This window comes from Hymenobacter sp. YC55, assembly GCF_029433095.1.
Lineage (GTDB): Bacteria > Bacteroidota > Bacteroidia > Cytophagales > Hymenobacteraceae > Hymenobacter.
On record NZ_JARNTX010000001.1, the window covers coordinates 209,243 to 226,962 of the forward strand.

The window sequence follows — 17,720 nt, forward strand, 5'->3', positions numbered from 1 at the left end:
TTGAGCAGCGCGGCCATTTAAATCAGAAAATTTTAGTGTGGGATAGCAGCAGCTGAGGGTTCCGGCGGAGCCAATCGGCTTGCTGAAACTTTGCCCCAAAGGCCTCATCTGATAGCTGCTCAGGATCGGGTATGTGCAAAAAATGGCTGATGATGGCAGCCATTTTTTGGAACTCATCAGCACCATCCTTATCAGAGATTACTGCCGCTGAGGCTACAGCTTTTTTGAGTTGCTGGCTAGCATTTCGACGCTCTGAGCGGCATGCATTGCCGCGGCCACAACCGCCGGATCATAGCACTGCGGGCTGTTGGGATTGCAGCGCTCATCACCCCCTAGCCAGCAATTCATCAGCATGAACTCACCGGCCTCTAGCAGCTGCTTATTGAGGGTGCGCGTGAGGGCGTAAGCCAAAATATTCCGGTTTGGATTGTGGATGTAGCAGGTGGCCACGTCGCCCTCTGCTATCTGCACATCAATCTGATGCACTTCACGGTGCTGCCGTTTCCACTGCTCTATTTTGGCGGCCATCGGATCAACGGCCGGCGCGGCTGCAGCGGGTGCGTAGTCGGCAGGCTGCAGGGAAGCGGAGGCCGGAGCTCCCGCTGTTAGATTTTGCTGATTGTCCTGCATCACCTTACCACGTAATATGTGAGGTAATGAGCTCTAGGGCCACTTCTACCGTGGTATCACCTGTTTTGAGCTCCCGCTTGTTGTTGGTGAACTCAACATTGTGGATAGTGTGCGTTACCATCCGGTTGCTTTCGTTCACGTAAGCAACTACAATGTTGAAAGGCCCGATATCCTGAATCCGTTGCCCAGGCTGCAGGCTGGCCTGAATCCTTTCGACCTCTTTCATCTCGAGGGTGATAGAGGCCTTAGCCTCATATTTACCGTAGCCGCGGCTGCTGGCCATGGTGCCGGCGCCGTAGTTGTCTACTTTGGCCTGCGTATCCTCATAGCTCACAGCCGTAATACCTACCAGCGTGAGCCCTAGCAGCTGCACTTTGATAGAGGCCCAATCATAGGCCCGGCCGTTGATCATTGGCTGCTCTCTGGTTCCTACCTGCATTGCTTAGATAGATGCTGCGAGGCCAATGGTGGCCTCAATGTGACGGGCAACCCCAACGGGCACCACTGAAAATTTTACTTGCAGATTCGAGCCGCTGAGCACCTTCTGCTCAGGATCTATGTAGACATCAATAGCGCTGAGCTCACCGGCCCGCTGCATGTTGACTTCTAGCGCCGTGCGGCCCTTTTGCTCTAATTCTACTAGCACCTGAGCCTGCAGCGTACCGTCAGCATTGAGCTTTAGCGGCCCTTTCAGGAAGGGCAGCAGCGCCGTGCGGATCAGCCGGGCGGCTTTATTCACCGTGCGGGTGCTTTCGATGTTGGCGAAATCAGAATCAGCCGCGGCACAGGTTGGCGAGTCAGCGAAAAAGAAGCCATCAGCCCCCGGGTGCTGCGTGGCCACGATGTAGCCTTTGCCATCTAAAGCCGCTAAATCACCCGGCAGCAGATCCTCATTGGCCTTGCCGTTGCAGAGGCCGGCCTGCAGAAAATAGCCATCACCCTGCAGCTGAAAGCCACCTACCCACCCAATGCAGAGGTGCACCTGAGCGGCGCTGATGGTGCCGAGCAAGGCACCCAGGGCGGGCTCCGTGGGCAGGTTCAGATGATCGGCAGCCACTACCACCGAAACGCTATCAGAGAGCAGGGTGCGAAGATCCGCGGCCGTGCTCAGGTCAGCCTGCAGACCGTGGCCACCGATGGCAAAGAATACCGGGCGGTGCTGCGTAAATTCTTCCGCTGCGAGTGCCTGCGCTTTCTGCACCGCTCCGAGCACATCAGCATCTAAGCCGGTGGTGATAACAGGTGCGTAGCCGGCGGGCTGATTCAGATAGAGCCCGATCTGCTTCACTTTGCCATTTTGGGCGGTGAGCAGCTTCTTAGCGTAAGGCAGGGTACGATCTGCCATTTCGGTGAGGCTGATATCCGTGGCCACTACCATCAGCATGAGCAGCGCCCCGGGCGCGAGTCGGTAGAACTCGCTGATCTGCCGGTGCACCTTTGCGTAGCCAGCGGCCGTGGCCGTGATGCCCAGCTGCTCAGCGGCCTGCAAGCTCCGGAGCTCATATATCTGCCCTAGCACTAGCTTGCCGGCAATAGCGGCGCCCTGCGTGATGAGGGCCGAAATCCCATCATCAGTAGGCTTTTGGCGGCCTAAGCCCCCGTTTAATTTGGTGATTGTGATATCTGGCAGCATAGCTTATTAAGCGGTTTCTGAGTCAGTAGGAGGGGAGGCCGACGGCTTGGTGTCGCCAATGGTGGCCTGTGAAAAGAGCACTAGCAGGCCGGCGCCGAAAGCGGCGTATTTCAGCCAAGGCAGTACCGGCTCCGGCATGTGACCGCTGTTGATCATGCCGGCAAGCGTGAGGCCGGCTACGATGGCCCTGCCCTGCACCTGTCGCCAAAATGCCGGCGTAGGTGCCTTAAAGCGCTGTAGCAGATTCATGGCTGCCGAGTTAAAAAGCGGTAAGCCAGCATTACAGCGCCTTGCAGCAGGCAGACTCCTAAGCAGATACCAAGTAGGAGCCATACCCACCAAGGCACTGCCCAGGTGGCCGGCTGCAGCCATTCAAATGCCAGCGGCCCGGGCGCCGTGGGTGGCGGGCAAGGAGCGAGCTTGCCCAACACCGCGGCCCCCTTAGCCGTATCTTGGATAGCAGCACGAATAATTTCTAGCTTATAAACTCTATCCTTTAGCCAGAGCCGGCCCTGCACTCCAAGGGTGTCAAAACAGAGTGTATCACGTAACACCGGCCGGTTATCTAGCAGCTGATGCAGCTTGGCTTTGGTGGCTGTTCTTTGCGCGGTGTCTAAGGAAATGCTGAGGTGATTGATCAGCGAGTCCAGCTGAGAGGCCTCTTTTTGCCGCCATATTGTATCATGTACAATCACCGGAAAGGAGCGCTCAAAGCGAACCTGAGGCACCACGAACGGCACCTTTACCTGCACCGTCTCCGGCCGCACGAGTTCCGGATGATCCGCAATAAAGCCGGCTACCTTTTCGGCGGGCGTTTTGCGGAGCTCGCGGAGCGGGCTGCAGCTGAGCAGCAGCAGCATGGCCATCAGGCCAAAAATCAGATTTCTCATTTTGTGGCGTCTTTTTGGCGTTCCATGTAGCCCCGAATCCGGGCCACATCAACCGCTACTGCATTAATGGTGGTGAGCACCTGGGCCTGTGCGGCATCCGTTCGATCTATGCGGGCATTGATGGCCGTTTTGTCGTTGCCAGCGCTGATCAGGTGAGCAGCCTGATCCGTCTCAACCTTCGTAACCCGGTGCTCTATGCCGATGGTGTAGGCAAATGCCCACCCGTTCACCACGATGAGCGCCGAAATCAGAATACCTAGCACCCACTTCACCCACTCAGCCACCCCGCTATTTTTTACTGCAGCTACCGGGCTCATGCTCAGGAGAAGTAAAAAGCGGCTTCGCGGGCGCGGCGGGCCACTAAGCCCGGGCTCACCACCTTTTTGCCGTTTTTGGTGATTTTATTCCAGGCTGCAAAAGCTGCAGTCATAGCCGCTTTATCCACGTTGCCGGCGTTGTGCAGCCGGGCAACGGTTGAGCGGGCAAAACCAGCGCTGCCGATGTTAAAGCAGAGGCTGATCATGGCAGCCAGCTGATTAGGCGTGGCCGGCTTGGTAAGGCTTTTGAGCACCGCCGGGCCAAAGCGGAGGCTGATATCTTCCTGCAGCAGATTCATGGCCTGCAGGCGCGTGAGCGTGGCCGTGTGGTAGTGCTGCTCATTCGGCAGGATCACATGCCCGATTCCAATAGTCGGCACTCCGGCAGAGCACAGATATTTTTTCGGCACAAAACCTTCCTCACGAACTAAAAAGGCTATGCCCTCCGGAGTCATTTTCATGATTACCTACTGATGAGCCGCTGATTAAGCGGCGGCGGTGGTTTCGGTGAGCTCCTTGGCGCCTTTCTCCAAGGTTTTGTACTTCACGGCTTTGAGCTTGCTTACTAGCTTGCCATCCTTGCCCTTGGAAGTCTCGGAGCCGTTGGCGGATTTGGCGTGATCTTCATTAAAGAAGTGCCGACCATCTTCTAAAACGTGTACTTTTTCGAGGCTAGGCACCTGCTCAAATGTTTCGTTAATGCCTTTGATATCGTTGATTTTCATGGGGATAGATTAGTGCCGGCTCCGAGGCCTGCAGCTGCTTTTCGTGTCGTCGATGATTGGATTTTTACCCGGTGCACAATGCCGGCCGCGGAACCCGCGGCCGGCATGCTGGCATCTTACAGAGTGTAGAGGGCGAGCTCCTGACCGTAGCCATAGTTCGTGTCTACTTTCATCAGCATTTTGATGAAATAGAGCTCCGAATTGGCCTGTAGCTTCATGAACTGCACCGTAGCATCATCTACCGAGTTCATGCCTACCCAGATGTTAGAGCCCATATCTGCCGAGCCTTTGCCGAGCAGGATGGTGTTATCTGGCATGCCGAACAGTGGCACGATGGTGCGGCCCGAAAAGCGGTTGATGCCGGCTAGCGTCATATCAACGCCCTTCAAAGCGGCCGGATTCTGCTGCGCTTCTTCCCACAGCTGAGCCGTTTTGTAGCTCACGAAGAATTTCAGGCCGGGCTCATAGAGCACATCAGCGCTCACGCGGTTGAGAGTCGAGCGGAAGGCCTGCGCAATGTTGTTCACAGTGAGCACCACCGGAGAGGCCACCTTTGGCACCTCAGCATCAGCAATGGCCCGGGTAACGATGCCATTGAAATACTTGAGGCTGTCGGTGCGGCTCGTGTCACCGCGGAGGATGGCACCACCAAGCCATTTATTGTGCTGTTTCAGGTACTCCTGAATGATTACGCTTTCAACCGTAACCGGCAGGCGCCGATCAATCAGGGTAGGATTCAACTGAGCAGCAAACCAGTGATCCTCAAAATCACGCGGATTAAACTCATCGTAGAGCATGTAATCAGCGGGAACCAGCTTGCGGCCGTCAACCGTAGCGGCGCCTTTGGGAGAGGTCGGCGTGGCTTGCCGATCCTGAATTACATCACCCACCTGAAAGCGGGGAATAGTAAATTCCTTTTTGATGCCATCCTTTACGTAGGCATGGCCACCACTTACAATCTCGTTTCCAACTACCGACTTAACGATAAAATTAGAAGCGGCCTCACCGGCATAGGAAACATCAGAAATAGTCAGAGACATGGCTCAGGCTTATTTAAAAAATGGTTGGAAAATCAGGGGTTGAGGGAGCGGGCGGCCTATTTGCCGCCCGTTTTGGCTTTGATTTCCGCCATGGCGCCGGCCGCGGTGAGCGGGGCGGTAACGGTGGTATCTTGCCCTTGAGCAATGATTTGCTCAGTGAGGGATTTGCGGGCCGGCAATGCGCTGAGCACGGCCTGCGTCTCCGAGAAATTTGTAGTAGCTAGGGCGGTGAATGAGCCTACCTGCGTGGCTAGGATTCGGCCCTCATTCACGGCAGAGGCAATCAGATCCGTTACTTTCTGCGTGTTCTGAGCAGCAGCCTCATCAGCCATTTTCTGCTCTAGATCTTTGAGCTTGGTATCCGTTTCCTCTTTCTGTGCCTGCAACTCAGTGAGCGAGGCGGTAGCCTCAGAGAGAGCCGTAGCCTGCTGAGCTGACTTTTCGCGGAGCTCCTTTAGCTCATCGAAAGCAGCAGTTACGGCAGCGGTGCACTGCTCATCAGTAGCCTCCGCGGTGATGTTGGCCACTGCAGCAGCCTGCAGAATTGGCAATAAAATGTGCTTCATTGTTGAAGGATTTGAGGGCAAGTGGGCAGCGTAATAGGCCTGCAGCTGCAGCAGATTTTCGGCGGAGGCATTGAGCTCCGCGGCCGGCGCTAAGGCCTTTTTCTCGTTGTTGATGATGCCAGTGGCGAAACCCAGGCTCAGCGCTTCCTCCGCTGAAAGCCAGGTTTCCGCGGCCATCATGGCGCGGATCTCGTCTAGGCTGATGCCGGTGGCATTGCTGTACACCGTGGCCATGCTCTCATTGATGGCCCGCTGGCCTTCAATGGCCTGCTCTAATTGAGCAATGCCGCCCTGAGCCGGGCCGGAGCAATTGTGAATCATGAGCCGGGCGTGGGCACTCATTAGCCGCTTCCGCCCGGCCATGAAAACTAGAGAGGCTGATGAGGCCGCTATACCATCGTTGTAAGTGTCGATTTTCAGGGCGCTGGCTTTGATCATGCCGTAGATGCCCTGAGCCTCTACCCAATTGCCGCCTACTGAATTGATGCGTACCTGAGCCGAGCTTTCGCCGGAGCTCACAGCATAGGCTAAATCACTAGAAAACCGCTCCTGAGAGTAACCAACGTACTTATTGGCTTCCGTTGGGGTGCCGATGAGCGAGTAAATCTGAATGATAGGAATGGCCATAGGGTGAGCAGGTTGCGCGTAAAGAGCAGCCCAAACCTACAGCCGTGGTAATTCTTGCATTTTTCTCAGTTAGATGATGAGGCATTTTTTCACCCTTAAAAGGGGAAATTTCGGCCACTCTTTTTTCTGAAAATCTAGCCTGAGAGGGTGTGTGCGTAGCTTTCTATCCTAATACGCCCCGCTTATACCCCTGCTAGGCCTCCGAAATGCATTTCCGGCTGCAGTGGAGGCAGTTTTTGCATTATGGCCACACCTCCCCAAGATGATGATCAGCCTCAGAAAAGAGGCCGCAAAAAGCCAGTGCCGGCAGCGGCGCCGGCGGAGTCCTACTTCACTGGATCGGAGGCCTCAGCTGAGGATGCTCCGGAGCCTGCCGCTGAACAGCCGCTAAGTGATGAGGAAAAGGCCTTGCTTTTCGGCCGCAAGCCTACCAGGGAGGAAGAAATAGCCGAGAGTGCCGCCAAGTTTCAAGGCATCCTAGATTATCTAGGCATTGAAACCAAGCAAGGCAAACGGGGCAAGTATGCCGGTCGGGAAGATGCCAGCCGCAACCGGGCCGAAATCCGGCGGGTGATGCTGGATTACATCAAGAATGAGCACCGGAGCCCTACGGTGCAGGAAATTTGTGAGGCCACCGGCCTCTCAGATAAGACGGTAAAAGCCCACAAAAAGCACATCAAGCTAGGCGACGGTAGCAGCAACATCTATCAGCAGCTGACGCATGATGTAGTGATGGCCATCTACAAAAAGGCCCGCGGCTATACCTACCCATCTGAAAAGCTGCTAGTAGTGTCCGGCGGTAAAGGGGAGCCCTCCGAAGTGGAGCGGCATGATATCACCATGCATGTACAGCCGGATATGGCTGCCGCTAACCTCTGGCTAAAAGCCATTGAGGGTATGAGTGATAAGAGCGAAACCAAGCATTCCGGCGAAATCAAAGGCGGCGGCGGGTTCCATTTCGAGTATGTAGCGCCGGCGGCCCCTAGCAATGAGTAAGAAGGCCAAAAAGCAAGCTGCAGCCCCCCCCGCGGCCATTCCTGCCGGCGCTAAAAAGCTCCGGTTTGTGCCATCTTGGAAACAGCATTTAGCGTGGCAGGCCTTAGAGGATAACACCACTGAGGAACTAGTGTATGGTGGCGCGGCCGGTGGTGGTAAGAGTTGGTTGGGTGCTAGTTGGAAGATTTACCGTCGGCTCCGCTACCCAGGCAGCCGCGGCATGACTGCGCGCACCATTTTCAACGATCTAAAGGAGTCGACTCTCATCACCTACTTTGAGGTGCTGAGCCGTTGGGGTATGGAGGCCGGCAAGGATTACGCATACCATGGCACGGATCACTATATCCAATTTGCCAACGGCAGCCGGGAAGTGTTCAAGGCCTTAGGATGGATGCCGGCAGATCCGGATTATCAGCGCTTAGGTAGCTCCGAGTACACTGATATATGGATTGAGGAAGCCGGAGACGGTTTGCCCCAAAAGGCCGCTCAGATTGCTAAGAGCCGGATCAGATGGAAGCTGCCGGAGTTTGGGCTGATTCCTAAGCTGCTCATCACCTGTAACCCGGGCTATCACTGGATTAGAAATGCTTATTTCTATGATGATGAGGATAACCCGGTGCAGCTGAAAGCAGATCAGAAAGTGATCAAAGCGCTCGTTACGGATAACCCTGATCTAGATTTTGTAAAGCAGTACAAAAAGAACCTTGAAGGGCTCTCAGACTACGATAGAGCCCGTTTGCTAGAGGGAGATTGGAACGCCGTTGAAAAAACGGGTGGTGAGATGTACAGCCAATTCAGCACCGAAACGCACTCCGGCGCCTACGCGGATCGGTATGATCCGGAACTGCCGCTGCACATTACACTAGACTTCAATACGGCGCCCTACATGACGCTGAATGTGCATCAGATCTATCAGACTGATGAGGGCTTTGAGGCGGTGCAGCTGGCAGAATTTTGCCCGGTATCACCCGATAACACCACAAAGGCCACCTGCCGGATCTTCTTGGAAAAGTTCGGTGATCATGAGGCGGAGGTGTTTGTGTATGGTGATCCGAGCGGCAAGAAGGAAGATACCCGATCCGAGAAAGGGCACAATGATTTTACCATTGTGCTCAATGAGTTGGACGTGATGCCACACGTTACCAAGCGCGTAGGCACGTCGGCTCCATCGGTGAGCATGCGCTGCAACTGGATCAGTGAGGTGCATGGCGGCAAGGTTCTCGGCCTCACTTTCCTCTATGATAAAAGCTGCCGGAATACCCTGCAGGATTATCAGAAAGTGAAAAAGGGCGCTGATGGTACCAAGGAAAAGCGCCGGGTGAAAGATCCTAACACCGGCATCAGCTATGAGCCTTATGGCCATACGAGTGATGCAAATGATTACTTCTACTGCAAAGCATTTGCCACCCAGTACAAGCAATTCAAGAACCGTAAGCGCCGGCCGGGCTCCGGCAAGAACAAGGAGGCTGCCGGCGAAAACCCCCATACGCCGGCGCCGAAAGCAGCCCCCCGCGCGCGGCCGGCCCGCTCACCTAAAAACCGTTTTTAGCATGCCGTTTCTACTTAAACAGGATTATGGTGTGCAGATCAAACAGGATCTGCTCAGCACGGTGATAGATGCCACCGATAGCATCCGGACAGAGGCAGAGCTCAGTGCTCAGGAGGAAATTGAGGGCTACCTGAGAGGCCGCTATGATTTAGCGGCCTGCTTTCCGTATCTGCAGCCGTGGAACACCCTGCAGCAGTATGAGCCCGGCGCGGTGGTGCACCATGGTGCCAGTGCCGCCGGCCTGCAGTTCGTGTACGTGGCCACCCGGCAGAGCAACGGGGAGGCGCCGGTGCTGCCAGGTGCCGCGGTGGTGGCCGGGCCGCTTGTCGACGATGATGAGCAGCAGACTACACCAGCGCCGGCGCCGGCGTGGGTGCTGAAAGATCCGCGGCGGGCGCTGCTCAAAACCTACCTGATTGATTGTGCCCTGTACCTGATGCACTGCCGGCAGAATCCGCGGGCCGTGCCTCAGATACGGCAGGATCGGTATGATGCCGCTATAGCATGGCTCAACCTAGTACGGCAGGGCAAGATCAGCGCCGGCCTGCCAGCGCTGCCGGACGTGGCCAAAGATGGCACCCCTAACAAAGAAAGCATCCGGCCCCGCGGTGGCTCCCTCTCTCCTAAAATGCGCAATACCTACTAAGATGGCCTTCAATTTCCCTCAGAAACTAGCCGAGCTCAATCCGTTCAAGCGTTTCGGCAAGAATGCCGGCAAAGAAAGCATCCGAAACCGGATGTATCCGGTGCAGGTGCACCGGCTCCGGCAGGACGTTGGAAAGTGGCGCTCTGCCTTAGATCAGGCTGAAAACGTCTATTTCCCCAACCGCACGGAACTGCTCAACATCTACTCGGATCTGATTCTAGATCTGCACCTGAGCTCCGTGATGGAAACCCGGCTCATCAATGTGCTGAGCCGGCCGTTTAAGCTAGAAAACGCGGCCGGAGTAGAGCAGCCGGACCTCACCAAGCTGCTTAAAAAGCCGTGGTTTCGGAAGTTCTGCACCTTCGTTTTAGAGAAAAACTACTATGGCCACAGCCTGATTGAGTTCCCGCTGCCGGTTGATGGTGAATTTAGAAATGTGGACCTGGTACCGCGGCAGTACGTGAGCCCTGAACTCGGAATAGTGCGCACGATGCCCGGCATGATCACCGGCACCGACTTCCGCACAGATCCGGCCTTTACGCCGTGGCTGATTGAGGTCGGTGATCCTACGGATCTCGGACTGCTCAACAAAGCGGCACCGATGGCGCTCTATAAGAAAAACGTTGTTTCGGCGTGGGCTGACTTCACCGAGATTTTTGGCATGCCCTACCGGGCCGTGACTACCGAGGCGGAAGGCGAGGAACTAGAACGGATTGAGGAAATCATACGGGATATGGGTCAGGCTTCCTACGGCGTGTTCCCGGATGATGTGAAAATAGAGTTTATCAGCGCGGCCACCGCAAACGAGCGGCTGTATGACACGTTCATTGAGCGGGCAAACTCCGAGCTCAGCAAGCTGATTCTAGGGCAAACCATGACCACCGATAGCGGCAGCAGCCGCTCTCAGGGAGAGGTGCATGAGCGAGTAGCAGCCAACTACACCCGGGCGGATTCGGAAATGCTGCTCAACGTCATCAATGAGCAGCTGCTGCCGTTGATGATCCGGCATGGCTACCGGCTGCAGGGCTGCTCATTCGTGTGGGATGATGCCGAGCAAATCAGCAAAAAGGATCTGTTTGATATCACCAAAGGTATCATGACGGACTCCGGCTATAAAGTGAGCCGCAAGTGGCTAGAGGCCACATTTGGCGTAGAATTGGAGCCGGAAGCCTCCGAAAATGCTCCAGGTACTACGGCCGCCGGCGGCGCGGTGGCTGCCGAGGTGAAGCCGATTCTAGGCTATCATATTGAGGCCGGCGTAGTGAATCGGAATGAGGCCCGGGCTCAGCTGAACTTGAAGCCAGAGGATGAAAGCGAGGCCATAGCTCAGCGTAAGCTAAAGGCTCAGCTGAGTGTGCTGCAGGCAGCCACCGCGGCCGGCGTACCGTTGGAGGCGGCGCTGCAGCTGGCAAACCTAAGCATCAACCTGCCTAAGCCCGGGGCACCCGATGAGCCGGAGCCGGATGGTGATGGCTCAGGCGGCCCAGGTGCACCGGATGCCGGCCTGCCGGGAAAGTCTAAGGGCTCACCGGCCGGCGGCCTGCCGGTGAGCCCGGCGGCTGATGTATCGGCGCTCTATGGCGGCAGCTGCTGCAACGGTAGCCACAGCACGGCCGCGGTGCAGGCCTCTGCTGCCGATGAGAAAAAGCTGCAGGATCTGATAGATCGGCTCATCAGCGTGATCTATGCCGGCGCCGGTGATCCGGAGGCCTTGCTAGTGGATTTGCCGCTCTATGAGTACATCAGTGAGCAGCTAGGGGCAGCTATTGAGATTGCGTGGAAAGCACCTGATCCGAAGCTCAAAGCCTTTCTGTACAAAAATGTGCAGCGGTTCAGTGGCTTTAAAACTTACCGGGTTTGTCAGGAGCTCACGCGCAAGCTCTATGGTGAGGCCGGTGAGATCCGGCCGTTTGCCGACTTTAAAGCCGATGCCCTACAGCTGAATCAGCTCTACAATGTGCACCACCTCAAAACAGAGTATGAGCATGCCGTGGCCGGCGCTCAGATGGCCTCAAAGTGGGCATCATTCGATGAGGGCGCGGTGCTGCAGTATCGGACGGTAGGTGATGATCTAGTGCGGCCGGAACATCGGAAGTGGGATAACATCACCTTGCCGGCCTCACATCCATGGTGGCAAAGTCACTATCCGCCCAATGATTGGAACTGCCGTTGTGATGCGGTTGAGGTAGTTGATGATGAGCATCAGCTGAGCTCCGCTGAGCAGCTGCAGGATATGCCAGAGGTGCCGGCATTGTTCAGCCACAACGTAGGCACCACCGGCAAACTGTTTGCCGATGAGCACCCCTATTTCCAGGTGCCGAAAAAGGTGGCCACCAAAATAGAGCAGCAGCTGCAGCTAACTTTTTAGCCATGGCCACACGAAACGATTTTAAGGTCTTCCAAAAGGAGGCCACCAAGATGCTCCGCGGGCTGCCTAAAATGATCGGCAAGATGGCGCTTGTTGAGGCCTCCGATAATTTCCGCAAACAGGGCCACGAAAACGACTCCGGCGCTTTTGTGCCATGGGCACCCCGCAAGACCAACAAGCCAGAGCACGGCCGCACTCGCAACGATGGCCAACGTGATCGGCGCTACCGGGTGCCGAAAGGCCGGGCCATATTGGTGCAGAGCGGCCGGCTCCGGCGGAGCCTGCGGATCGTGAGCAGCACGGCCTCATCTATCACCATCGGTACAGATGTGCCCTATGCTGAGCCGCTGCAGGAAGGTAATCAGCATCTGCCGGCGCGGCCGTTCCTCACCGCTGGTAAATCATTCAGAGAAAAAGTGCTCCGAAAAACGGCAGCCGATATCACCAAACTACTAAACCGATGAGCCACCAAACTGCACCGCTTGACATGAGCACCGCCCAGCTGCTACAGTGGGCATACTATCACGCGGATAGGTGTGAGAAAAAGGTGGCATTCTTCCTCACCAAAAGTACAGCAAGCTATAAGGATGAGGCCGCGGCCAATTGGCAAGGATGGTTTGAGTGCTATTGCGCTGTAGCCGCGAAACTTGAAACCCTACTTGAACTTGAGCAGCCGGGAAGTACGCTGAAAAGCGTGATGCAATAGTGCATTTTTTTTGTGCAAAAGCCGCTCAGAGTGCTCAACAGAGTATTTTTTGCTGCTGTAATTCTACATCATTTCTATCATGAGCACCGCAACAGAAAGCACGAATAGTTTCACCATCGTTTACCCTCAGCTAGCTGATAGACTCGCTGAGCAGCTGCCGGGCCTCTGGATTGACTTAGATCAGGATCAGCTAGAACAGCCTACAGAGGATTACCCGCTGCCATATGATAGCGGCGTAGTGCTGATCAGTTTCGATGAGATAGACTGGCAGGATCTTGGGCAAGGGGTGCAGCGTGGTGAGGCGGTGATCCGCTTCACATTGGCCATACAGGTAGTGCAGGATAGCTATCAGCACTCTGCTCAGCGGGCCGCGGCTATGGCTAAACTGCAACTGCTAGGCGACATGCACCGGGCGCTGCAGCACTTTGCCGGTGATGGTTTCGGGGCTCTGGTTCGTACCTACTCGCGTAAGGAAGCACAGACTCAGCCCGGGCTTTGGGTGTATAGCCAGGGCTATAAGTGCCGGCTAGATGATGCCGCCGGCTACGATGGCGGCACCGATGAGGCAACGGATCTAGATACCGTGCCGGAGGGTCGCTTTGTGATAGATTTACTCAACGTCCCGCCAACGTATTAGAGTGTTGACTATAGTACTAAGTCTGTGGTTTTGCCATGCTGACTCTGTAATCATTAAAATTTCTATTTTTTTGCCAGGCCTATTATAGCCAGGAACATTATGGGTTTCTTTAAAATCGTATACAACGGCAATACTGTTAGCATATAATAAATATCTTCCATTTTCAAGGTTGTAAACTCCAATGTAACCAGATATAGGTTTAGTGAAACAAGTAGTAACACTGTAGTTGAATTTATGGATTTCACTTTGAGAGTGATTGCAATATTTTTTAAGCTCAGCTAAATCATTCTTCATAAATATATTAAGTGATAATCTTAAAATTTCTTCTTGATCAGGATCAATTTTAAAAGATGAATAAACATCGTGATCAGATATTGAAGCTCTCCATATAATAGAATAGAAGAATAAATGAAATAAATTTTCATCAATAGAATTAGGATGCATTACATCAGGTTCATTCATAAATGAGTAACCTTCTTTTGTAATCACAAACTCATCCTTAAATGCTGTATTTCTGAACCTGTTAAAGAATTTATTTGAAATATATGTTTCTAGTATTTCAAATCTCTTCTCACAACTAGGGCAGAATAAATAGTCTTGCTTCGGTGTGTCTTGAACTTTTTGGCGCTTATTTGCTCCAATTAAAAAAGCATGTTTATTTCCTGTGCCACTTAATACGCCTTTGGTTAAGAACTTAGGCAGGATATGTGAGTTTAATTTTGTGGCTTTATTATCAAGGCAAAGCAAGCATATATCTTCTTTAGTTCTTTTCAATAGCATGGAATCTGAATTAATTACAGATAAATAGTCAAGCATTGGATTTTAAGATGCTCTGCAGAGCAACAAATAGAATATGGTGCAAATTAGTTTATCGTAGCAATAAAGTGTCACTGTATGACAGTTTATGTACTGCTCAGTGCTGCTTATTCCTTCATATTTCTAGCATTGAAAAGCCTCAGCAGATCCTGCTGAGGCTTTTCCCTATTCCGGTGCTTTGGAACAGGCCTGCCGGCGCCGGGCATACACCCTCACCGGCTCAGCTGGACACTGACAATAACCAGCTGCTAGCCAAAATAGCCCGTAGGCATATCACCACGTTGCACCCGCGGGCTGCCATAAAGCATGCGCTCTCTGATCAGCGGATCTCGGGCCCAATTCTGCTCTGCATTCAGATCCGATTTGTACACCTGCACCGGCTGCTGCTGCCGGAGCTCATACGCTAGTGCCTGCTGAGCATCGTAAAGATCCCTCACCACTTTCCACCCGGCCGGCGTTGGCTTCAATTCGGCCTCACCGAAACCCATCAGCACCCGGCCATAAGTGCCGCGGCGGTGTTCGGTTTCTGGTTCGGCGTCCAAAGCTAGGATGAAAACACCATCCGGATACTGCCGGACACTGATACGGGGCAAGAAATCACGCCAATTACTCTCACCAACTACCCTACCCACCGCATCACCGATGGCTGCAAAAATAAGCTCAGTGAGCTTTATTTCATCCTGCCGGGCTACTTCAGCAAGCGCGGCCTCAAATTGTCTCTGTAAGTCCATCAGGCCTCAATAAAGGTAACACCGGCAGCATCCTGAGGCCACCCGATAGCACTCAGCAGCTGCTCAAAAAATAACTCAGTCGGCACTTTGTAGCACCATAGATCCTTTGACTGCTCAGAGTAGCGGTGCAGAAAGATCTGGCCATCACTACTCCTAACCTGCACTACTAGGGTGGCAGTGTACGGATGAAACGGTGCCGGCCACTGCCGGCTAAAGCCAAGTAGCTCCCATTCGGTGAGCGTGTGCACCGGATCAGGATGATAGCCCAGGCTGATGAGCTTTTCAGGTGTTGGGACGTAGTTAGTGCTGCTCATGAGGGCGGGCGGCTTTGCAGGTGTCACAGATGAGGGTAGATGCCCAGGGCACTCGCTTGATTCGGCAGTAGGTGCACCGCGGCATCTGCTGCAGCTGATCCTGCAGGCTGAAAATGGTTTGTAGGTGCAGGCCTTGCTGAGTTTCCAGGCTCTGAGCCCGGCGGCACCAATACCGGAAACGATGGTGATACAGCGCGGCCGTGGCGCCACTGGCTACCGTGGCCACGATGAGCGGAACGTACAAGGTGTAGCTCATGCTGCTGCGAACATCTGAGTAAACTGATCAACTAGAGGCGGATGCTCGGTGAGCACCCAGGGCAGCAGGAGCTCATCAACGAAAACGGCGAAAGTCAGGCAGAGCCGGCGGGCGCTATCGAGTAGCAGTAGCAGCTGCTCTCCTTTGAGCTCCTTGCCAGTGAGCAGGATCTTGTAGTAAGGGCGGGCAATATCTTCATAGGGGAGCCCGGTGGCCACTTCACAATAATCAACAGCAGCAAGAACGGACTCAACCCGGGCCGCCGGCATGAATCCATTCAGATCATGCGTGAAGCGTTGCCGGTAGAGAGCATTTAACATGGAATAGCGTATTTAATTGCTAGAAAATCATCGAAAGGTAACAAGCAAAAGCCCCGCTCAGATCCTGTGCGGGGCTTAGAAGATAGTTAGATTGTGAACTCAGGCGCCGGCGGAAAATTGAGCCCGCGGGCAAGCGTGGCCATGGCCTGAACTAGTTGCAGGCAGGCCTGCCTGATGGCCTCCATTGCTTTGATAAATGGCCGGATATCGATATGAATCCAAACTTTAACCGGGCGGCTTACTCGCTTAAAGTATCGGCGTTTAGGGCGCTTCATCTAGCCTTTTACTATTTCTGATGTGATACTGCATCTAAGCGGCTCAGCTGCTGCTGCCGCTGCTGTTGTTCTTTCAGCCGTTGCTTTTGCTGCTGCCGGGCATTGGCCATCACCTTGCTATGTGTGCGGCGGCTGTGGCGCTTATTGACTGCCACCCGATGATCATGATGGCGCTGCACCAATCTGGCCTCTGCAAACGAGTAGCCCCGGGGAGTGCAGCTGACTAGCAGGCAGTAGATCATGCCGAGTACGGCAATAGTCCGGAGGCTTGATTTGCGGTGGCTGAACACCACTACCACCGCCCAAACCCAAAACCACTCATTTAGGCCGCTCAGTAGATGCTGCAGGTTATCCATGGCACCCACCGCTGCAGGGACAAACTACAGCACCGCACTCTGCACCACAAACCCGGGCGGCCTCTGCCTCATCAGCCTCCTTTTCCCAACGCTCAGTAAGCCGAGTGAACTCTCTCACCGGCGCCGGCTCAGCTGCTAAAATGGCCGGATAAGTTTCGATAGCTTTCACTACTCTCTCATTCCGGCTCAGATGAGCGGTGAGAGCCTGCTCATAGCCCGGCACTCCCTCACTAGCCAGCTGCACCACCGGCGCCGGCGTGGCCTCTGCTTTGGCTACGATATCACGCGCAATAGCCGCCGGCGTTTTGTAGGGCTGCAGGTACAGCTCAACCTTTTCCCAGCCACCGGATTCATACGCCTTACAGAGCCGGCGGAAGTGGTTCACGGCCGGCAAATCTTTAGCCAGGTATAGCTGACCCGGTTTGAGCGGCTTGCCGTGGCTGTCGGTGGTTATACCCTTTTGCTGCAATTCCTCAGCGGTGAGGGCTTTGCCAGGAACGGCGCCGGGCTTTGCATCAAGTGGTGTAATCCGATCAGCAAAGGCCTGCAGGTTGGCTCTGATCTCATTGTTGAGTGACTTTTTCACGCGGCAAGGGGAGTAGCAGCAGCCGGCCCGGTGGCTACGGCTGCTGCTGATTTAGAATAAATGATGTTTTCGATTTGCCTCATGGAGAGGTAGAACTCATCAGCCAATCCGGCAATGATGTACTCTTTAGTGTACTTGCGGGCGCCGTTTACCCGCGGCTGATTGGTGTAGCGCTTGGTAAAGAGCAGTCTGATCCGTTCGTGCTTTTTGTTAGTGCGCTCAGTGCGGCTCATAGCAATGTGAAGGGGATAGAAATAGAGCACAGAACATCAGGCGCGGCGGCGCTGCAGGTGCTGAATCAGTAGGATAATGCCGGCTATCATTTGGACGGAGTTATTTTTGCACTATTGTAGTACAAATCTGCTTTTACAGATCATATTGAGCAATAGAAAGATAGTTAAACTGGGAAGTGGCCTATAGCACAAAGCGCCTCTGCTACCGGAGTAACAGAGGCGCTTTGTGCTGGTGATAGTGTGCAGGTAAGTGAGTAGTTTCGGGCTCACTTAAACACTGACAATGTTATGGCTACTTTTGAACCCGGAGATGTTGTGATTCTTAAATCAGGAGGTCCCAAAATGACTGTTAGAGAATTATTTAATAATGGTGAATGGGCTTACCTGTGTTACTTTTTGGAGGGTAAACTGTACCTAGATCAAGCCATTGCTACCGTTGTTCTAAAGAAAGCAGATCCGGATGCTGAGGGCGGTATTGGCGACTTTACTGTTAGCTAACAAAA

26 protein-coding genes are annotated in these 17,720 nt (G+C 54.1%); 8 read left to right on the forward strand and 18 right to left on the reverse strand.

From position 1 onward, the window contains the following. Positions 1-213: 213 nt before the first annotated feature. The 10 genes from P1X16_RS00915 to P1X16_RS00960 form a co-directional block, all read right to left on the reverse strand. A complete protein-coding gene (locus tag P1X16_RS00915; protein WP_277225523.1) occupies positions 214-633 on the reverse strand; it encodes a hypothetical protein in 420 nt (139 codons plus the stop codon). A 1-nt stretch (position 634) separates the two neighbouring features. Continuing rightward, a complete protein-coding gene (locus tag P1X16_RS00920) occupies positions 635-1,069 on the reverse strand; it encodes a hypothetical protein (RefSeq protein WP_277225525.1) in 435 nt (144 codons plus the stop codon). A 3-nt stretch (positions 1,070-1,072) separates the two neighbouring features. Continuing rightward, entirely contained in the window at positions 1,073-2,263 is a 1,191-nt protein-coding gene (locus tag P1X16_RS00925) for a DUF2586 family protein (RefSeq protein ID WP_277225527.1), read from the reverse strand. A 6-nt stretch (positions 2,264-2,269) separates the two neighbouring features. After that, positions 2,270-2,512, reverse strand: coding sequence for a hypothetical protein (locus P1X16_RS00930; RefSeq protein WP_277225530.1), 243 nt, complete (start codon positions 2,510-2,512; stop codon positions 2,270-2,272). Then, positions 2,509-3,153 (reverse strand): hypothetical protein, encoded by a 645-nt coding sequence (locus tag P1X16_RS00935; RefSeq protein WP_277225533.1) that lies wholly within the window; start codon positions 3,151-3,153, stop codon positions 2,509-2,511. The genes P1X16_RS00930 and P1X16_RS00935 overlap by 4 nt, the downstream gene beginning before the upstream one ends. Next, positions 3,150-3,470, reverse strand: coding sequence for a hypothetical protein (locus P1X16_RS00940; protein WP_277225535.1), 321 nt, complete (start codon positions 3,468-3,470; stop codon positions 3,150-3,152). Before P1X16_RS00940 ends, P1X16_RS00935 begins: the two co-directional genes overlap by 4 nt. A 2-nt stretch (positions 3,471-3,472) precedes the next feature. Next, positions 3,473-3,931, reverse strand: coding sequence for a lysozyme (locus P1X16_RS00945; RefSeq protein WP_277225538.1), 459 nt, complete (start codon positions 3,929-3,931; stop codon positions 3,473-3,475). A gap of 24 nt (positions 3,932-3,955) precedes the next feature. Beyond that, a complete protein-coding gene (locus tag P1X16_RS00950; RefSeq protein WP_277225540.1) occupies positions 3,956-4,195 on the reverse strand; it encodes a hypothetical protein in 240 nt (79 codons plus the stop codon). Positions 4,196-4,311: 116 nt separating this feature from the next. Continuing rightward, positions 4,312-5,235 (reverse strand): hypothetical protein, encoded by a 924-nt coding sequence (locus P1X16_RS00955; protein ID WP_277225542.1) that lies wholly within the window; start codon positions 5,233-5,235, stop codon positions 4,312-4,314. 56 nt (positions 5,236-5,291) lie between these two features. Further along, a complete protein-coding gene (locus P1X16_RS00960; RefSeq protein ID WP_277225545.1) occupies positions 5,292-6,428 on the reverse strand; it encodes a head maturation protease, ClpP-related in 1,137 nt (378 codons plus the stop codon). Positions 6,429-6,671: 243 nt separating this feature from the next. Here P1X16_RS00960 and P1X16_RS00965 point away from each other — a divergent pair, with 243 nt between their 5' ends. The 7 genes from P1X16_RS00965 (at position 6,672) to P1X16_RS00995 (ending at position 13,330) form a co-directional block, all read left to right on the forward strand. Beyond that, the gene (locus P1X16_RS00965; RefSeq protein ID WP_277225547.1) at positions 6,672-7,424 is read left to right on the forward strand and encodes a hypothetical protein; all 753 of its coding nucleotides are present in this window, start codon (positions 6,672-6,674) and stop codon (positions 7,422-7,424) included. Next, positions 7,417-8,973 carry a hypothetical protein gene (locus tag P1X16_RS00970; RefSeq protein ID WP_277225549.1) on the forward strand — a complete coding sequence of 519 codons (1,557 nt, stop codon included), beginning with the start codon at positions 7,417-7,419 and terminating at the stop codon, positions 8,971-8,973. Before P1X16_RS00965 ends, P1X16_RS00970 begins: the two co-directional genes overlap by 8 nt. 1 nt (position 8,974) lies before the next feature. After that, positions 8,975-9,619: a phage protein Gp36 family protein gene (locus P1X16_RS00975; RefSeq protein ID WP_277225552.1), complete on the forward strand. Its 645-nt coding sequence runs from the start codon at positions 8,975-8,977 to the stop codon at positions 9,617-9,619. Between the two features lies 1 nt (position 9,620). Beyond that, positions 9,621-11,987 (forward strand): DUF935 family protein, encoded by a 2,367-nt coding sequence (locus P1X16_RS00980; RefSeq protein WP_277225554.1) that lies wholly within the window; start codon positions 9,621-9,623, stop codon positions 11,985-11,987. A gap of 2 nt (positions 11,988-11,989) precedes the next feature. Beyond that, complete coding sequence (locus tag P1X16_RS00985; RefSeq protein WP_277225556.1) at positions 11,990-12,451, forward strand: phage virion morphogenesis protein; 462 nt, start codon at positions 11,990-11,992, stop codon at positions 12,449-12,451. Beyond that, positions 12,448-12,693 carry a hypothetical protein gene (locus P1X16_RS00990; protein WP_277225559.1) on the forward strand — a complete coding sequence of 82 codons (246 nt, stop codon included), beginning with the start codon at positions 12,448-12,450 and terminating at the stop codon, positions 12,691-12,693. The genes P1X16_RS00985 and P1X16_RS00990 overlap by 4 nt, the downstream gene beginning before the upstream one ends. A gap of 79 nt (positions 12,694-12,772) precedes the next feature. After that, complete coding sequence (locus tag P1X16_RS00995; protein ID WP_277225562.1) at positions 12,773-13,330, forward strand: hypothetical protein; 558 nt, start codon at positions 12,773-12,775, stop codon at positions 13,328-13,330. On the opposite strand, the gene P1X16_RS01000 is transcribed toward P1X16_RS00995, so the two are convergent. The 8 genes from P1X16_RS01000 to P1X16_RS01035 all read right to left on the reverse strand — a co-directional run bounded on the left by P1X16_RS01000 (position 13,304) and on the right by P1X16_RS01035 (position 17,217). Further along, entirely contained in the window at positions 13,304-14,146 is an 843-nt protein-coding gene (locus tag P1X16_RS01000; RefSeq protein WP_277225565.1) for a hypothetical protein, read from the reverse strand. The two genes, P1X16_RS00995 and P1X16_RS01000, sit on opposite strands and share 27 nt — an antisense overlap. Positions 14,147-14,394: 248 nt before the next feature. After that, entirely contained in the window at positions 14,395-14,877 is a 483-nt protein-coding gene (locus P1X16_RS01005) for a hypothetical protein (RefSeq protein ID WP_277225567.1), read from the reverse strand. Then, the gene (locus tag P1X16_RS01010) at positions 14,877-15,191 is read right to left on the reverse strand and encodes a hypothetical protein (protein WP_277225569.1); all 315 of its coding nucleotides are present in this window, start codon (positions 15,189-15,191) and stop codon (positions 14,877-14,879) included. The genes P1X16_RS01005 and P1X16_RS01010 overlap by 1 nt, the downstream gene beginning before the upstream one ends. Beyond that, entirely contained in the window at positions 15,178-15,447 is a 270-nt protein-coding gene (locus tag P1X16_RS01015) for a hypothetical protein (protein WP_277225571.1), read from the reverse strand. Before P1X16_RS01015 ends, P1X16_RS01010 begins: the two co-directional genes overlap by 14 nt. Beyond that, a complete protein-coding gene (locus P1X16_RS01020) occupies positions 15,444-15,767 on the reverse strand; it encodes a hypothetical protein (protein WP_277225573.1) in 324 nt (107 codons plus the stop codon). Before P1X16_RS01020 ends, P1X16_RS01015 begins: the two co-directional genes overlap by 4 nt. A gap of 286 nt (positions 15,768-16,053) precedes the next feature. Further along, positions 16,054-16,398 carry a hypothetical protein gene (locus P1X16_RS01025; RefSeq protein WP_277225575.1) on the reverse strand — a complete coding sequence of 115 codons (345 nt, stop codon included), beginning with the start codon at positions 16,396-16,398 and terminating at the stop codon, positions 16,054-16,056. Continuing rightward, positions 16,391-16,984: a hypothetical protein gene (locus P1X16_RS01030; protein WP_277225577.1), complete on the reverse strand. Its 594-nt coding sequence runs from the start codon at positions 16,982-16,984 to the stop codon at positions 16,391-16,393. Before P1X16_RS01030 ends, P1X16_RS01025 begins: the two co-directional genes overlap by 8 nt. Continuing rightward, on the reverse strand, positions 16,981-17,217 hold the full coding sequence (locus P1X16_RS01035) for a hypothetical protein (RefSeq protein WP_277225578.1): 237 nt from the start codon (positions 17,215-17,217) through the stop codon (positions 16,981-16,983). Before P1X16_RS01035 ends, P1X16_RS01030 begins: the two co-directional genes overlap by 4 nt. Before the next feature lie 288 nt (positions 17,218-17,505). Here P1X16_RS01035 and P1X16_RS01040 point away from each other — a divergent pair, with 288 nt between their 5' ends. After that, positions 17,506-17,715: a DUF2158 domain-containing protein gene (locus P1X16_RS01040; RefSeq protein ID WP_277225580.1), complete on the forward strand. Its 210-nt coding sequence runs from the start codon at positions 17,506-17,508 to the stop codon at positions 17,713-17,715. The last annotated feature ends 5 nt before the right edge of the window (positions 17,716-17,720 follow it).

Excerpts from the sequence above, each read along its gene's own strand:
- P1X16_RS00930 (WP_277225530.1), bottom strand. The coding sequence starts at position 2,512 with ATGAATCTGCTACAGCGCTTTAAGGCACCTACGCCGGCATTTTGGCGA.
- P1X16_RS00920 (WP_277225525.1), bottom strand. The coding sequence starts at position 1,069 with ATGCAGGTAGGAACCAGAGAGCAGCCAATGATCAACGGCCGGGCCTAT.
- P1X16_RS00990 (WP_277225559.1), top strand. The coding sequence starts at position 12,448 with ATGAGCCACCAAACTGCACCGCTTGACATGAGCACCGCCCAGCTGCTA.
- P1X16_RS01015 (WP_277225571.1), bottom strand. The coding sequence starts at position 15,447 with ATGAGCTACACCTTGTACGTTCCGCTCATCGTGGCCACGGTAGCCAGT.
- P1X16_RS01010 (WP_277225569.1), bottom strand. The coding sequence starts at position 15,191 with ATGAGCAGCACTAACTACGTCCCAACACCTGAAAAGCTCATCAGCCTG.
- P1X16_RS00935 (WP_277225533.1), bottom strand. The coding sequence starts at position 3,153 with ATGAGAAATCTGATTTTTGGCCTGATGGCCATGCTGCTGCTGCTCAGC.
- P1X16_RS00980 (WP_277225554.1), top strand. The coding sequence starts at position 9,621 with ATGGCCTTCAATTTCCCTCAGAAACTAGCCGAGCTCAATCCGTTCAAG.
- P1X16_RS00945 (WP_277225538.1), bottom strand. The coding sequence starts at position 3,931 with ATGAAAATGACTCCGGAGGGCATAGCCTTTTTAGTTCGTGAGGAAGGT.
- P1X16_RS00975 (WP_277225552.1), top strand. The coding sequence starts at position 8,975 with ATGCCGTTTCTACTTAAACAGGATTATGGTGTGCAGATCAAACAGGAT.
- P1X16_RS01020 (WP_277225573.1), bottom strand. The coding sequence starts at position 15,767 with ATGTTAAATGCTCTCTACCGGCAACGCTTCACGCATGATCTGAATGGA.
- P1X16_RS01000 (WP_277225565.1), bottom strand. The coding sequence starts at position 14,146 with ATGCTTGACTATTTATCTGTAATTAATTCAGATTCCATGCTATTGAAA.
- P1X16_RS01005 (WP_277225567.1), bottom strand. The coding sequence starts at position 14,877 with ATGGACTTACAGAGACAATTTGAGGCCGCGCTTGCTGAAGTAGCCCGG.
- P1X16_RS00970 (WP_277225549.1), top strand. The coding sequence starts at position 7,417 with ATGAGTAAGAAGGCCAAAAAGCAAGCTGCAGCCCCCCCCGCGGCCATT.
- P1X16_RS01025 (WP_277225575.1), bottom strand. The coding sequence starts at position 16,398 with ATGGATAACCTGCAGCATCTACTGAGCGGCCTAAATGAGTGGTTTTGG.
- P1X16_RS01040 (WP_277225580.1), top strand. The coding sequence starts at position 17,506 with ATGGCTACTTTTGAACCCGGAGATGTTGTGATTCTTAAATCAGGAGGT.
- P1X16_RS00925 (WP_277225527.1), bottom strand. The coding sequence starts at position 2,263 with ATGCTGCCAGATATCACAATCACCAAATTAAACGGGGGCTTAGGCCGC.
- P1X16_RS00940 (WP_277225535.1), bottom strand. The coding sequence starts at position 3,470 with ATGAGCCCGGTAGCTGCAGTAAAAAATAGCGGGGTGGCTGAGTGGGTG.
- P1X16_RS00995 (WP_277225562.1), top strand. The coding sequence starts at position 12,773 with ATGAGCACCGCAACAGAAAGCACGAATAGTTTCACCATCGTTTACCCT.
- P1X16_RS00955 (WP_277225542.1), bottom strand. The coding sequence starts at position 5,235 with ATGTCTCTGACTATTTCTGATGTTTCCTATGCCGGTGAGGCCGCTTCT.
- P1X16_RS00960 (WP_277225545.1), bottom strand. The coding sequence starts at position 6,428 with ATGGCCATTCCTATCATTCAGATTTACTCGCTCATCGGCACCCCAACG.
- P1X16_RS00985 (WP_277225556.1), top strand. The coding sequence starts at position 11,990 with ATGGCCACACGAAACGATTTTAAGGTCTTCCAAAAGGAGGCCACCAAG.
- P1X16_RS00965 (WP_277225547.1), top strand. The coding sequence starts at position 6,672 with ATGGCCACACCTCCCCAAGATGATGATCAGCCTCAGAAAAGAGGCCGC.
- P1X16_RS00950 (WP_277225540.1), bottom strand. The coding sequence starts at position 4,195 with ATGAAAATCAACGATATCAAAGGCATTAACGAAACATTTGAGCAGGTG.
- P1X16_RS01035 (WP_277225578.1), bottom strand. The coding sequence starts at position 17,217 with ATGAGCCGCACTGAGCGCACTAACAAAAAGCACGAACGGATCAGACTG.